13 protein-coding genes are annotated in these 14,017 nt (G+C 62.0%); 6 read left to right on the forward strand and 7 right to left on the reverse strand.

Going from position 1 to position 14,017, the window contains the following annotated elements; genetic code table 11:
* Nucleotides 1–76: 76 nt before the first annotated feature.
* Complete coding sequence (gene aspS, locus JI748_RS06410; RefSeq protein ID WP_201636109.1) at nt 77–1,867, reverse strand: aspartate--tRNA ligase; 1,791 nt, start codon at nt 1,865–1,867, stop codon at nt 77–79.
* Nucleotides 1,868–2,050: 183 nt separating this feature from the next.
* On the opposite strand from aspS, the gene rnd reads away from it, so the two are divergent.
* Nucleotides 2,051–3,220 (forward strand): ribonuclease D, encoded by a 1,170-nt coding sequence (gene rnd, locus JI748_RS06415; RefSeq protein WP_201636110.1) that lies wholly within the window; start codon nt 2,051–2,053, stop codon nt 3,218–3,220.
* Here rnd and JI748_RS06420 read toward each other — a convergent pair whose 3' ends face one another.
* The 4 genes from JI748_RS06420 to JI748_RS06435 are packed head-to-tail and all read right to left on the reverse strand — an operon-like array spanning nt 3,221 to nt 8,720.
* Nucleotides 3,221–4,756, reverse strand: a complete 1,536-nt coding sequence (locus JI748_RS06420) for a Ppx/GppA phosphatase family protein (protein WP_201636111.1) — start codon at nt 4,754–4,756, stop codon at nt 3,221–3,223.
* Between the two features lie 2 nt (nt 4,757–4,758).
* Nucleotides 4,759–6,924, reverse strand: a complete 2,166-nt coding sequence (locus JI748_RS06425; RefSeq protein WP_201636112.1) for an RNA degradosome polyphosphate kinase — start codon at nt 6,922–6,924, stop codon at nt 4,759–4,761.
* The gene (locus tag JI748_RS06430; RefSeq protein ID WP_201636113.1) at nt 6,917–7,642 is read right to left on the reverse strand and encodes a P-loop NTPase family protein; all 726 of its coding nucleotides are present in this window, start codon (nt 7,640–7,642) and stop codon (nt 6,917–6,919) included. Before JI748_RS06430 ends, JI748_RS06425 begins: the two co-directional genes overlap by 8 nt.
* Nucleotides 7,629–8,720: an AI-2E family transporter gene (locus JI748_RS06435; protein ID WP_201636114.1), complete on the reverse strand. Its 1,092-nt coding sequence runs from the start codon at nt 8,718–8,720 to the stop codon at nt 7,629–7,631. The genes JI748_RS06430 and JI748_RS06435 overlap by 14 nt, the downstream gene beginning before the upstream one ends.
* A 133-nt stretch (nt 8,721–8,853) precedes the next feature.
* Here JI748_RS06435 and purM point away from each other — a divergent pair, with 133 nt between their 5' ends.
* The 5 genes from purM (at nt 8,854) to JI748_RS06460 (ending at nt 11,961) form a co-directional block, all read left to right on the forward strand.
* Entirely contained in the window at nt 8,854–9,927 is a 1,074-nt protein-coding gene (gene purM / locus JI748_RS06440) for a phosphoribosylformylglycinamidine cyclo-ligase (RefSeq protein ID WP_201636115.1), read from the forward strand.
* Nucleotides 9,924–10,523, forward strand: a complete 600-nt coding sequence (gene purN / locus JI748_RS06445) for a phosphoribosylglycinamide formyltransferase (protein WP_201636116.1) — start codon at nt 9,924–9,926, stop codon at nt 10,521–10,523. Before purM ends, purN begins: the two co-directional genes overlap by 4 nt.
* Nucleotides 10,524–10,620: 97 nt before the next feature.
* Nucleotides 10,621–11,511 (forward strand): DMT family transporter, encoded by an 891-nt coding sequence (locus JI748_RS06450; RefSeq protein WP_201636117.1) that lies wholly within the window; start codon nt 10,621–10,623, stop codon nt 11,509–11,511.
* Between the two features lie 47 nt (nt 11,512–11,558).
* Entirely contained in the window at nt 11,559–11,768 is a 210-nt protein-coding gene (locus JI748_RS06455) for a hypothetical protein (RefSeq protein ID WP_201636118.1), read from the forward strand.
* Between the two features lies 1 nt (nt 11,769).
* Nucleotides 11,770–11,961 carry a hypothetical protein gene (locus JI748_RS06460; protein ID WP_201636119.1) on the forward strand — a complete coding sequence of 64 codons (192 nt, stop codon included), beginning with the start codon at nt 11,770–11,772 and terminating at the stop codon, nt 11,959–11,961.
* Here the strand turns inward: JI748_RS06460 and JI748_RS06465 are convergent, their stop codons facing one another.
* Together JI748_RS06465 and gatB are read right to left on the reverse strand one after the other, a co-directional pair.
* The gene (locus tag JI748_RS06465) at nt 11,962–12,462 is read right to left on the reverse strand and encodes a YqhA family protein (RefSeq protein ID WP_201636120.1); all 501 of its coding nucleotides are present in this window, start codon (nt 12,460–12,462) and stop codon (nt 11,962–11,964) included. It abuts the gene before it with no gap.
* Nucleotides 12,463–12,464: 2 nt separating this feature from the next.
* Complete coding sequence (gene gatB, locus JI748_RS06470) at nt 12,465–13,964, reverse strand: Asp-tRNA(Asn)/Glu-tRNA(Gln) amidotransferase subunit GatB (RefSeq protein WP_201636121.1); 1,500 nt, start codon at nt 13,962–13,964, stop codon at nt 12,465–12,467.
* Between the last annotated feature and the right edge of the window lie 53 nt (nt 13,965–14,017).

Consider the following 14,017-nt stretch of genomic DNA (forward strand, 5'->3'; position numbering starts at 1 on the left):
GACTTTAACGGACGATTAATGCTGGTTAATCGCCGCTAACCATGATGGGGCACGTGGCCCCACCATGAGATTAGTGTCAGCTCTGAACGTTGAGACGGATGCTCAGTTCACGCAGCTGCTTGTTGTCGGCCGGGCTTGGCGCGCCCATCAGCAGGTCTTCGGCCTGCTGGTTCATCGGGAAGGCTGTGATTTCGCGCAGGTTCGCTACGCCGCAAAGCAGCATGACGATGCGGTCGATGCCGAAGGCTGCGCCACCATGCGGCGGGGCGCCATACTGGAAGGCACGGTAGAGGCCACCGAACTGTTCCTCGACCTCGGCCCGGGACTTGCCGGTGAGTTCGAAAGCCTTGACCATAGTCTCGGGCTCCTGGTTACGGATCGAACCGGAGGCGATTTCAAAGCCGTTGCAGACGGCATCGTACTGGTAGGCCTTGAGCGAAAGCGGGTCGGGACCGTTGAGGCCTTCGATCCCACCCTGCGGCATGGAGAAGGGGTTGTGCGCGAAATCGATGCGCTTTTCTTCCTCGCTCCACTCGTAGAACGGGAAGTCGACGATCCAGCACAAAGCATACTGTTCGGTGTCGACGACGCCAAGATCGGTGCCGACCTTGGTGCGGGCTTCGCCAGCGAACTTGTAGAACTTCTCCGGACGGCCGGCGACGAAGAAGACGGCATCGCCGTCGTCGAGGCCAAGCTGCGCCTTGAGAGCGGCGGTGCGCTCTTCACCAATATTCTTGGCGATCGGGCCGGAGCCCTGCCCTTCCTTGAAGAAGATATAGCCAAGGCCTGGCTGGCCTTCGCCCTGCGCCCAGGCGTTCATGCGGTCGCAGAAGGCGCGGCCGATTGGCTCGGCACCGGGCTTGTTCTTGGCCGGAATGGCCCAGACTTCGACCTTTGGATCGGCTTCGATCTGGTCGGCGAATACCTTGAACCCGGAGCCGGCAAAATGCTCGGTGACGCCTTCGATCTCGATCGGGTTGCGCAGGTCCGGCTTGTCGGAGCCATACTTGCGGATGGCAGTATCGTAGGGGATACGCGGCCAGTTGCGGGTGACGCGCTTGCCTTCGGCGAACTTTTCGAACACCTCGGTCATCACCGGCTCGACCGTGGCCCAGATGTCTTCCTGGGTAACGAAGCTCATTTCGAGGTCGAGCTGATAGAATTCGCCCGGCAGGCGATCGGCGCGCGGGTCTTCGTCGCGGAAACAGGGTGCAACCTGGAAGTAGCGGTCGAAACCGGCGACCATCAGGAGCTGCTTATATTGCTGGGGCGCCTGCGGCAGGGCGAAGAACTTGCCGGGATGAATGCGGCTGGGCACGAGGAAGTCGCGCGCGCCTTCGGGCGAGGACGCCGTGAGGATCGGGGTCGAGAACTCGGTGAACCCTGCCCCACCCATGCCGGCGCGCATGGCCGAAATGATCTTGGTGCGCTTGACGATGTTGTTGTGGAGCTTCTCGCGGCGAAGATCGAGGAAGCGGTAGCGCAGGCGAATGTCTTCGGGATATTCGGCATCGCCAAAGACCGGCAGCGGCAGTTCCTTGGCGGCGGACAGCACTTCGATGTCGCGGATGAAGACTTCGACGGCGCCGGTCGGGATGTTGGTGTTCACGGCGGCTGCGTCGCGCAGCTTCACCTCGCCATCGATACGCAGCACCCATTCCGAGCGCACCTTTTCAGCCGCCGAGAAAGCCGCAGAATCAGGGTCAATGACACATTGGGTAATGCCATAGTGGTCGCGCAGATCGATAAAGAGCAGGCCGCCATGGTCGCGCACGCGGTGTACCCAGCCGGAGAGGCGCACGCTATCGCCAGCATCATTCGCCGTCAGAGCGCCACAAGTGTGGGAACGGTAGCGATGTAGGGTCATGATGTGCTCGAAACGCTAGGAAAAAGGCCAGATTCTCGGGCGGGAAAAGCGCATGGCAGTCCCCGCTTGTCAAGCAAGGCGGCATACCGGCTTTAGGCTGCTAACCGCAAGGGAAATCCGCGGTAGTGCTCGGGCGCGCCACCTGCTAAGGAGAAACTTGACTATTTTGAGACGGTAGACGGTATGGATGTGATTGTTTCCACAGACGCACTCGCCGCTTTCTGCGAGCGCGCTGCACAGTTTGAATTCGTGACGGTCGATACGGAATTCCTGCGCGAAACCACATACTGGCCCCGCCTCTGCCTGATTCAGGTCGCGACCGACGATGAAGCGGTGCTGATCGATCCGCTGTCCCCCGACATCAAGCTCGCGCCGTTCATGGGGCTGCTGGCCAATCCCAACGTCACCAAGGTGTTCCACGCGGCGCGGCAGGACATCGAAATCTTCGTCAAGATGACGGGCGCGGTGCCGCACAACATCTTCGACACCCAGGTTGCCGCGAGCGTCTGCGGCTTTGGCGACAGTGCGTCCTATGACAGCCTGGTGCGGGCGATCTGCAAGGTCGAGCTCGACAAGTCGTCGCGCTTTACCGACTGGTCGGCACGGCCGCTGAGCGAAAAGCAGATGACCTATGCCCTGGCGGACGTCACCTATCTGCGCGACATTTATCGCGAGTTGCGTCAGCAGGTCGAGCAGACGCGGCGCTGGGACTGGGTCGAGGACGAACTCGCGATCCTGCGCAGCATCGACACTTATGTGGTGCAGCCCGAGCAGGCCTGGGAACGGCTGAAGATGAAGTTCAACCGGCCGCGCGATCTCGCAGCGGTCAAGGTTCTGGCGCAGTGGCGCGAGCGGCGGGCGCAGGAAACCGACCAGCCGCGCAGCCGTATATTGAAAGACGATGTGCTCAATGAGCTGGCGACTCAGCGGCCGTTGACGCCTGATGCGTTCGAAAAGCTTCGCGCCGTGCCGCGTGGCTTCGGTCGTAGCAGTGCTGCCGCCGAGATCATTGCGCTAATGAAGGGTGTCGAGGCGCTGCCCAAGTCGGCGCTGCCGGACATGCCGGAGCGCTATCGCGGCCCCTCGCCTAAGGGCGCAGTGGGCGATCTTGTGCGTGTTCTGCTGAAGGCCGTTGCCGAGCAGCATGGCGTGGCCGCCCGGATCATCGCCACCTCCGACGAGATCGATGCCCTGGTGCTGGACGACGACGCCGACGTGCCGGCGCTTAAAGGCTGGCGCCGGAAGCTCTTTGGCGAAAAGGCCCTGGCGATCAAGCACGGCCGCATCGGGCTCGTGGCCACCCGCAAGGGCGTCATCGAGTTCGCCGTCGGGCAGACCGAGGCTGCCGAGTAGCTAGCCGACCTGCACCTTCGAAGCGTCGTACCCGGCTTCCTCGGCGAAGTGGCGGAGGCGGTTGCGGAGGTGGTCGCCGTTGAGGAAGGCGAGATCGGTTGGCAGGTGCAGGAGCAGCGTCTTGCCGTCGATGGAGAAGCGGATGCGCGGCAGGATGCCCGGCATGGCAGCGGTCATCGGATAGGCGACGCGGAACATCGCGCCGATCATACGGGCGCGCGCGGTAAGTGCGGGCGAGCCAAGGCTGACCAGATCGAGCGCCGACTTGCTTTTCAGCCCATCGTAGCGAATGGCCATGACCTGAGCGAGAAATGAGCGGCCGGGGTGATCGACGCCGGTGAGAGAACCATAGGCGACATTGTCGACGCTTTGCGGGCCGCGGTAATCGGGATGCGAGCGCCAGCCGATGTCCGCCAGAAGGCAAGCGACGATACGAAGCCGACGGTCTTCTGCAGCCTCTTCCAATCCGGCCACGTGAATATACTGGCCGGTGAATTCAATAAGATCGTGGGCGTGGGCGGGCGAGCGTGAGCGCAGGGTTGAGAGTTCTTCAGCGCCCTGGATCAGGGGATCTATGTTCTGCTCGCGTTCGTCGAGCAGGCCATAAAGGAAGCCTTCGCGGACCCCAAGTGCTGAGAAGACGACGCTTTCGAAGCGTCCGGCCTTGAGCAATTCGCTCATGGCGGCGGCGCCGAAGGGCACGAGTTCCCGGCGGGAGCTGCTGACGTCGCCGGCGCCGGCATAGCTCTTGGTGGAGTTGTTCGCGACGATGCTGTCGCAGAACGAGATCATTTCAGCGGCTGGGACGGTGTAATCCTGCACCATGTGCAGCGGATAGCCGGTCGATATCTGGTGCAGCTTGGCTAGAGATCGCCAGGTGCCGCCGATGGCCGCAAACTGCAGGTTCGGATCTGCCTTGCTCAGAATGGAATGCTTGAGCTTGCTGCGCACGATCTCGGCGGCGCGGACAGGCGAGGAGTCCGAGTCATCCTGAAGGCGGATGGCGCCGAGTTCGAACGATTCGCCGCTGGTGTCATGGCCCGCATCGATGGCCGAGAATTCGAGGCTGCCGCCGCCCAGGTCGCCGACAATGCCGCTGAAGCCGGGAATGCCGGCGACGGCGCCGAGCGCTGCGAAATGGGCCTCCTGCTCGCCGCTCAGCACATTGACGTCGGTTTCCATAATCGCTTCGACGGCGGAAACGAAATCGGCACGGTTGCTGGCGTCCCGCACGGCGGAGGTCGCCAGGATATAGACCTTGCCGACCCGCATCATACGCGCCACGAGCGCGAAGCGTTTGATGGCTTCGATGGCCTGGCTCATGCTGGCTTCGGAAAGCTTGCCGCTCTTGGCGATGCCGCGCCCGAGGGCGCAGGCGGACTTCTCGTTATAGAGGGGGGTGAGCGAACGGGCGTGCCGCTCATAAACCACGAGACGAACCGAATTGGACCCGATGTCGAGCACGGCAACGGGACGAGCCCCTTTGATGCGGCCCTGCGCAGTCGGGTCGGCGTCGACCCCCCAAAATTGCGTCAAACTCAGCCCTCGTCGCTTTCATCCGAACCTGCCCGGCCACGGCCAGACAGTGATGGGTTCGTCATGAAATAGTTATGTGCGTTGAAGGGTTCCTCACCCTCGGCCAACCGGACGCGGTGCGAACTTCCATCCGGCAGCACTTCCCAGCTTTGCTGATTGTCCTTGAGATAGGCAACCAGGATTTGATCGAGGATCTGCTTGTGCACGGTCTTATTGAGGATCGGCACCATGACTTCGACGCGACCGTCGAGATTTCGGCCCATGATGTCGGCCGAGGAGATGTAGACCTTGGCGCGGGTGGAGGGCATGGCCTCGCCATTGCCGAAGCAATAGATGCGGCTGTGCTCGAGGAAGCGACCGACCACGGACTTGACCCGGATATTGTCGGAAAAGCCCGGAATGCCTGGGCGCAGGCAGCATATGCCACGGACGATGAGGTCGACCTTCACGCCAGCCTGGCTCGCGTCATAGAGCGCGTCGATCACCTGCGGATCAACCAGCGAATTCATCTTGAGGAGGATATGCGCGGGCTGGCCGCTGCGGGCAAGCTCGATTTCGCGGCCGATATTGTCGATCAGCGTTTGGCGCAGGTTGACCGGAGACACGGCGATGGTTTCCAGCTCCGTCGGCCGGGCATAGCCGGTAATGAAGTTGAAAACGCGAGCGACGTCGCGGGTGACCGACGGGTCGATGGTGAAGTAGCTGAGGTCGGTATAGATCTTGGCCGTGATCGGGTGGTAGTTGCCGGTGCCGATATGGCAGTAGCTGACGAGCTTGCCCTTTTCGCGCCGCACCACCTGGCTGAGCTTGGCGTGGGTCTTGAGCTCGATGAAGCCGAAGACGACCTGCGCGCCGGCGCGTTCGAGGTCGCGGGCCCAGCGGATATTGGCTTCTTCATCGAAGCGCGCCTTGAGCTCGACGAGGCAGGTCACCGATTTTCCGGCTTCGGCGGCCATGATCAGTGCGCGCACGATCGGGCTATCGGCGGAAGTGCGGTAGAGCGTCTGCTTGATAGCGACGACGTCGGGGTCGCGCGCCGCCTGCATCAGGAACTGGGCAACGACGTCGAAACTTTCGAACGGATGGTGGACCAAGATGTCCTTAGCCCGAATGGCGGCGAAACTGTCGCCATTGTAGTCGCGAATGCGCTCAGGGAAACGGGCGTGATAGGGCGGAAACTTGAGGTCGGCGCGATCGACGTCGCAGACCTTGCGCGCGTCGGCGAGTCCGAGGAAGCCTTGGACTTCGAAGACATCGGCATCCTTGACGCCGAGCTGTTCGCCGATCTGGCGCTTGAGGGCGCGCGGCATGGAGCGTTCGATTTCGAGCCGGATCACCTGGCCGCGGCGGCGCTGACGCAGGGCCGATTCAAACTCGATGACGAGATCGGCCGCTTCGTCGTCGATTTCGATTTCGCTGTCGCGGATGATGCGGAAGGCGCCGGAGCCGACCACTTCATGGCCAGGAAACATCTTGTGGAAGAAGAGTTTGACCAGCGTGTCGATGGTCACGACCTCGGTCCGGCCTTCGGAGACGAGGCTGGACGGCAGGCTAATGAAGCGGTCGAGATTGCCGGGAATGCGGACCAGAGCCGTTAGCGGCTGGTCGCTGTCGGGGCGCTTAAGTTCGAAAGCCAGCGCCAAGCCCAAGTTCGGAATGAAGGGGAATGGATGCGCCGGGTCGACGGCGATCGGCGTTAGCACCGGAAAGATTTCTTCGCGGAAGAGCTTTTGCAGGTAGGCGATCTGCTCGGTGGTGAGATCGTCGCTTTCATGAATGACGACGTTTTGCGCAAAGAGTTCTTCGCGCAGGTTCTGCCAATGGTCCTGCTGCTCAAGCTGGAGGTGCTGAGCCAGCGTCGCAATTTCCTCGAGCTGCTCGTTGGCAGAAAGGCCATCTGCGCTCTGCTTGGCGAGACCGGCGCGAATCTGGCCCTTGAGGCCGGCGACGCGCACCATATAAAATTCGTCGAGATTGTTGGCCGAGATCGAGACGAAACGCAGCCGCTCCAGCAGCGGGTGATTTTCGTTTCCGGCTTCCTCGAGCACGCGCATGTTGAACTGAAGCCAGCTGACTTCGCGATTGACGAACCGTGCCGGGCTTTTGCGCAGCGCCTCGATATCCGGCACCGTGCCTTCGGCTTCGGCGAATTCGCTCATCTCATTCATCGTCTGCGTCCCAATCCGTTTGCCGGTCAGTCCCCAGCGCATCCTGCCGGTGCGCCAAGGCTTCCGCCGCTATAGTGCGGGTAATTGCCCCACCCTTGGCAAGGGCGAGCTTGTCCATAAGATCGACCAAGGCAGCGGCTTCCTCGGCGCTGCGCTCCATGCGCGGCACCACGTAACCGATGACCTTGGGATCGACCTTGATCTGCCGATCGGCGAACAATTTCACGAACATCTGTGACAGTTCGATGTCGTCGCTGATCTCCAGACGAAAAACCGGTGCGCGACGAATGCGCGAACGGACGTCGTCGGTGGCGAGAGGCCAATGCGCAACCTCGTCCCGCCCGGTCAGCAACAGCGTGCGCTCGCCGCGCAGGGCCTGGTTGAGGAGGTGGAAGAGGTGGTGCTCGTCGTAACCGACCGCATCTGCATCCTCAATCAGCAGCGGCTCACGCCCCTGCCCTGCGGCGATCTGGACGATCGTGCCGGGAGTTACGAACAAAGCGCCGCTTCGCTCGGCAAAGATGCGGCCCAGGTGGGACTTTCCGGATGCGGAGGGTCCCACCAGCACCGTCACGCCGTCCGGCCAATGCGGCCAGGCCAGAATACGCGCATGCGCCAGGGCATTGCCGTCGCCAACCAGGAAATCGTCCTCAGCATGGGAGGGCTGATGGCCCAAGTCGAGCGGCAGCTGTCGCGGGCCGCCCTTAGACAGCGGCATCGTTAGGCGGAGTGGTTTCGTCCGGACCCAGATAGAGCATGCTTTCCTTGTACTTGCGCACGCCATAGCGCACCAGCACCGAGGCGATGGCGGCCATCGGGACGGCAAGCAAGAGGCCGACAAAGCCGAAAACAGCCCCCAGTGCCAGAAGGGCGAACATCATCCAGACCGGGTTGATGTTGATCGAGGAGCCGACGAGCTTTGGATAGAGCACGTTGCCTTCAACGAATTGCCAAAACAGGAAGATACCGCCCACCAGGCCCACCATCCACCAATTGGGTGCGAACTGCACGAAGGCAATGCCGACCGAAAGACCCAGGCCCACGGCGAAGCCGACGAAGGGCACAAAGCTCATGAAGCCAGCGATAAGACCGACTGCGAGGCCATAGTTAAGGCCGACCAGGCTCAGCGCCGTTGCATAGAAGGCTGCGTCGATCAGCAGCACACCGCCCTGCCCGCGAATAACACCGGCCATGGAGCGGTCGATCTCAAGCAGGATGCCCTTGATTTCGCCCTTGTGTACCTTGGGCAGGAGGTTATCGACGCCGCGCACCATGCCCTCCCAATCCAGCAGCAGGTAGAAGGCTACAACGGGCGCAAGGACGGTGAAGCCCACGACTGACGCGCCAGTAAGACCAATATTGACGAGTTCGGCCGGCAGCGTGGCGATAAAGCCAAGTGCTTGGCGGGTGAGGTCATTGATGCTGGTCTGGAGCTGCGCCGCGCGCTCCGGCCCCAGCCACGCGTTGATCTCTGGCGAATAGCGTTCCACGAGCGCCTGTAGGTCGCGCACCAGGGCGGGGAGACGCTGGATCAGACCGATAATCTGCTGACCGATCAGCGGCACGAACATCAAGAACAGGCTCATGATGATGGTCAGCATGCAAAGCAGCACCACCACTGTCGCCCAGGCTCGGCTGAAACGCCACTTCTGCAGCTGATTGACCAGCGGATTAAGGAGATAAGCCAGCGCCGCACCAACCACGAAGGGCAGCAGCACGCCGCGGAAAATCCAAAGGGTCAGGACAAGGGCCAGCAATAGGCCGATCCAGATGGCGACTTGATTTCTGAGTGTCATGGCGCCGGGCGGCCCTTGCGTCTAAGTATGCGAAAAGCTATCAGGCCGCATAACGGCCAGCACCGAAAAACTCAATCAACCCGGGTCGCGCGCGTCAGCTTTCGCCCGCAATCCCCAGCATGGCAAGAGGCTCATGTCGGACGCATCACACCTGCCATCAAACGGGCTGTCGTACAAGCAGGCTGGCGTCGACATCGATGCAGGAAATGCACTTGTTGAGGCGATAAAGCCGGCGGTGCGCTCCACCCGTCGTCCCGGCGCCGATGGCGAGATCGGGGGCTTCGGTGGGCTTTTCGATCTCAAGGCTGCGGGCTTCAAGGACCCTGTTCTGGTCGCGGCCAATGACGGCGTCGGCACAAAGCTCAAGATTGCGATCGACACGGGCAAGCACGATACGATCGGCCAGGACCTTGTCGCCATGTGCGTCAACGATCTCATTGTCCAAGGCGCCGAGCCGCTGTTTTTTCTCGATTACTTCGCCACCGGTAAGCTCGACGTCGCCCAAGGCACGGCGATCGTTACCGGCATTGCCGATGGCTGCCGCCTTGCCGGCTGCGCCCTGATCGGCGGCGAAACTGCCGAAATGCCGGGCATGTATCACGGCAATGACTATGATCTCGCCGGCTTTGCCGTCGGTGCCGCAGAGCGCGAAAATTTGCTGCCGCGCAAGGATATCGCAGCTGGTGACACGCTTGTCGCGATTGCTTCGTCGGGCGTGCATTCGAATGGCTATTCGCTGGTGCGCAAGATCGTCGAGCTGTCGGGCCTGGCTTGGACCGACAAGGCGCCGTTTGGCGAGGCTTCCCTGGCCGACGCCTTGCTCGAGCCGACCCGTATTTACGTGAAGCCGCTGCTGGCTGCCCTCAAGGCCGGGCTCGGCATAAAGGCGATGGCGCATATCACCGGTGGCGGCTTCATCGACAACATCCCTCGCGTGCTGCCCGAGGCCTTGGCAGCCGATGTCGATCTTTCTTCTATCACCGTGCCACCGGTCTTCGGCTGGTTGAGCAAGGTCGGCGGCATGAGCGAGCGCGAAATTTTGCGCACGTTCAATTGCGGCGTCGGCATGCTGGTCGCCGTGGCGCCGGAAGATGCCGAGGCGCTGGTCGCCAGCCTCACACAGTCGGGCGAACAGGCCGCCATTGTCGGTCAGCTGACCGAACGCAGCGGCGAGCCGGTGACCTTCCGCGGCAAGCTGGCACTGTGAGCAAGGCAAAGGTCGCCATCCTCATCTCCGGGCGCGGGTCCAATATGTCCGCGCTGATCGAGGCCGCCAAGGCGCCAGACTATCCGGCCGAGATCGTCGGCGTTTTGTCCAACAAGGCGGCAGCGCCCGGGCTCGAGATTGCGGCCTCGCATGGCATCGCTACGGCCTCGCTGGCGCAGAGCAAATTCCCAATCCGGGAAATGTTCGAAGACACGATGACCCAGATCCTCGAGAGTTGGGGTACGGATATCGTGTGCCTCGCCGGCTTCATGCGGATCCTCGACGAAAGTTTCGTCGATCATTGGTTGTGGCGATTGATCAACATCCACCCTTCCCTGCTCCCGGCCTACAAAGGGTTGCACACCCACGAGCGGGCGCTTGCCGATGGCGCCACCGAGCATGGCTGCAGCGTCCATTTCGTGACGCCCGGCCTCGACGAGGGGCCGGTGATTCTGCAGGCTAAGGTGCCGGTGCTGGCTGGCGACACGGCCGAAACACTGTCGGCGCGAGTGCTGGTCGAAGAGCACCGCATCTATCCCGAGGCCTTGCGCATGCTGGCCAATGGCATGGCCCCAATACCGGCGACGTTTCACTAGCCTCCATCACTGCAATTGATGCGGGCCATCGTCAAAAACGGTTCGACCTCTGTTCTCCGCGGGCGTAGCGTGCGGCCTCTTCTGCTTGAGGCCCACTATGAGTCTGCGCGACTGGTTCTGGATCATCCTTCTGGGTGCGATCTGGGGATGTTCCTTTGTTTTCAACGCGATCCTGATCCGTGAGATCGGCCCGATCTGGGTGACGGCGCTTCGAGTCTCGATCGGTGCCCTTGGCTGCTGGCTGGTGATGCTGGCGCTAAAGAAGCCGGTTCCGCGAGATCCCAAGCTCTGGCTGCAGCTCGCTGGCCTCGGCGTCATTGCCTATGCCATCCCATTCGCTCTGTTTCCGTTGGCACAGGCGCATCTCGCCAGTGGTATCGCGGCGATCATCAATGCGCTGACGCCGATGGTCACCGCCGTCATTTCGCACTTCTGGATCGGTGGTGAGAAGTCATCGCCCACCAAGTTCACAGGCGTGGCCATCGGTTTTGTAGGGGCGTCGATCCTTGTGTCACCTGCGCTATCGGGCGGCGGCAACTCGGCACTTTGGGCCATCGGCGCATGCTTGGGCGCGACGGTCTGCTATGCGCTCTCCCTCAACATGACCCGATCCTTCAAGCATGTCGAGCCGACGGCCTTTGCCGCCATGGCCCTTACAGGCGCGGCCGTGGTCGCATTGCCGATCGCCTTTATCACCGAAGGCGTGCCGGTGATGACGCGGCCGGAAACATTTGGCGCTGCCGCGGCTATCGGCCTTCTTTCGACGGCCTTCACCTTTCAGATCATGTACCGCATTCTGCCCCGCGTCGGCGCGACCAACTTTGCCACGACCACTTTTATTGCGCCGATCTCAGCGCTGATCATCGGGGTCACCGCCTTGGGTGAAACCATCTTGCCTATCCAAATCGGGGGCATGCTGGTGATCTTTTTCGGGCTGCTGTTTATCGACGGGCGCATTCGCCAGATCTGGCGCCGCGCGCCTGCCTGACCGGAACGATCGCACCCTCGTCCCGTTCAGATGGGAGGAGGTCCATTATGCCCGAACCCACGACGCCCGACATCGACCCACGCCCGGTGCCCGAGATCACGCCCCAGCCCGAGCCACCCCAGCCACAGCCGGTCGATCCCATTCCGCCTCGACCGGCCGAAGTGCCGACGCCCGACCAGCCGGTCGAAGATCCCGATCCGGTGGTGCCAGAGATCGCGCCCGAGCCGGGGCACGAGCTGCCACCACGGGAGGTTTGAGATGCGCGATCATCTCGAACGCCGTCCCGAGAACCGGGAACTGCCGCTCGATCATGCGCCGACCATGCCGGTGCTATTGCCGACGGAAGATACGGACAACCCCCACTCGACGCCATTGCGGCGGGAGCAGGATCCCGACCTGCCCGTCGACCCGGACTTGCCGCCCGAGCCAAGTCGCGACCCGGCGCCCTGATTACTCGTGGTGGTCTATCTTGCTCAAGAACCAGGTGAGCGCAACGATCACCACAGCGGCAGCGGCGCCGAGATAGAGAATGTCGGCGCCGGTTTCCCACGTCAGGGCGCGGCCCAAGAAGTATACGGCCAAGACCGTGATCGTCACGCCGACCAGTTTGGACTTGAGATCATCCAAGGTCTCGATCTTGAGCCATTTGGGTAGCGCCAGATCCTGGTTAAAATAGAGCTGGTAGAGGCCAAGCGAAACGACCTGCACCACGGTCGCCAACAGAAAAAGATCAACGATCTCGATGGCGTGCAGAAGGATCTCGTCGCGGCTGGCGGCATGAACTGGGATGATGAGATCGCGGGCGAAATGCCAGGTTTCGACGAAACCATAGATCATCAGTGCCAGCGAAGCGATCATGGTTGCAACCACCGGCAGGATCGTGACCGCGCGCACGATGAACCCGCCCGGAAACCGCATGCGCGATTTGTTGTCTGGGGCGGGTTCGCTCACCGTTATTCGATCCCGAGCTTGCGCTTCATCAGGTCGTTGAGGGCCTGCGGGTTGGCCTTGCCGCCCGAAGCCTTCATCGCCTGGCCGACGAACCAGCCGATCATGGTGGGCTTGGCGAGAACCTTGGCGACCTGATCGGGATTGGCGGCAATGATCTCGTCGACGATCTTCTCGATGGCGCCCAGGTCGGTGACCTGCTTGAGGCCGCGGCGTTCGACGATATCGGCCGGGTCGCCTTCGGGCTCTTCGGCAATCATGATCTGCAGCACGTCCTTGCCGCCCTTGGACGAAATCGTGCCGCCGGCGATGAGGTCGACGAGACCGGCGACCTGGGCTGGCTGCAGGTGTGTTTCCCAGACCGCGAGACCCTGGCTATTGGCAAAGGCGGCGACGTCGGCATTGAGGATATTGGCGACCGCCTTGCCGTCTCGCTTGCTGCCGCCATGGGCGACGCAGGCTTCGAAATAATCGGCAGTTTCGCGATCCAGCGTCAGCACGTGGGCGTCGTATGCGGTGACGCCATAGTCACGCACGAAGCGCTGCTGCTTTTCGTCAGGCAATTCCGGCAGGTTCTGGGCCAGCGAGGCGATGAAGGCGTCGTCAAATTCGAGCGGCAGCAGGTCGGGATCGGGGAAGTAGCGGTAGTCGTGCGCTTCTTCCTTGGAGCGCATCGAGCGCGTTTCGCCGTTCTTGGGGTCGAACAGGCGGGTTTCCTGATCGATCGAGCCGCCATCCTCGAGAATGTCGATCTGGCGGCGCGCTTCATATTCGATCGCCTGGCCGGCGAAGCGAATGGAATTGACGTTCTTGATTTCGCAACGCGTGCCGAACTCACCGCCGGGCTTGCGGACGGAGACGTTGACGTCGGCGCGCATCGAGCCCTGCTCCATGTTGCCGTCGCAGGTGCCGAGATAGCGCAGGATCGTGCGCAGCTTGCCAAGATAGGCCTTGGCCTCTTCGGACGAGCGGAGGTCGGGCTTGGAGACGATCTCCATCAGCGCCACGCCGGAGCGGTTGAGGTCGACGAAGCTCATGTTCGGGTGCTGGTCGTGGATCGACTTGCCGGCATCCTGCTCAAGATGGAGACGCTCGATACCGATCTCGATCTCCTCGCCATCGACCGAGAGCAGGATCTTGCCCTCGCCGACGATGGGGTCCTTGAACTGCGAGATCTGAAAGCCCTGCGGCAGATCGGGATAGAAGTAGTTCTTGCGATCGAAAACCGAGCGCTTGTTGATCTGCGCCTTCAAACCAAGACCGGTGCGCACGGCCTGGCGCACGCATTCTTCGTTGATGGTGGGCAGCATGCCGGGCATGGCCGCATCGACGAAGCTGACATTGGAATTGGGAGGATTGCCGAAGGCGGTCGAGGAGCCGGAGAAGAGCTTCGACTCGCTGGTGACTTGCGCGTGCACTTCCATGCCGATGATCACTTCCCAGTCGCCGGTCGAGCCGGAGATCAGGCGTTTCTTGTCGGGGGTGCGGGTATCGACGAGGGTCACTGGGCAGTCCTGAAAGACACATGCAAACTGGCTATGTGCTTAGCCGCCTTGCC

The organism is Devosia rhizoryzae (assembly GCF_016698665.1).
Classification (GTDB): Bacteria; Pseudomonadota; Alphaproteobacteria; order Rhizobiales; family Devosiaceae; genus Devosia; species Devosia rhizoryzae.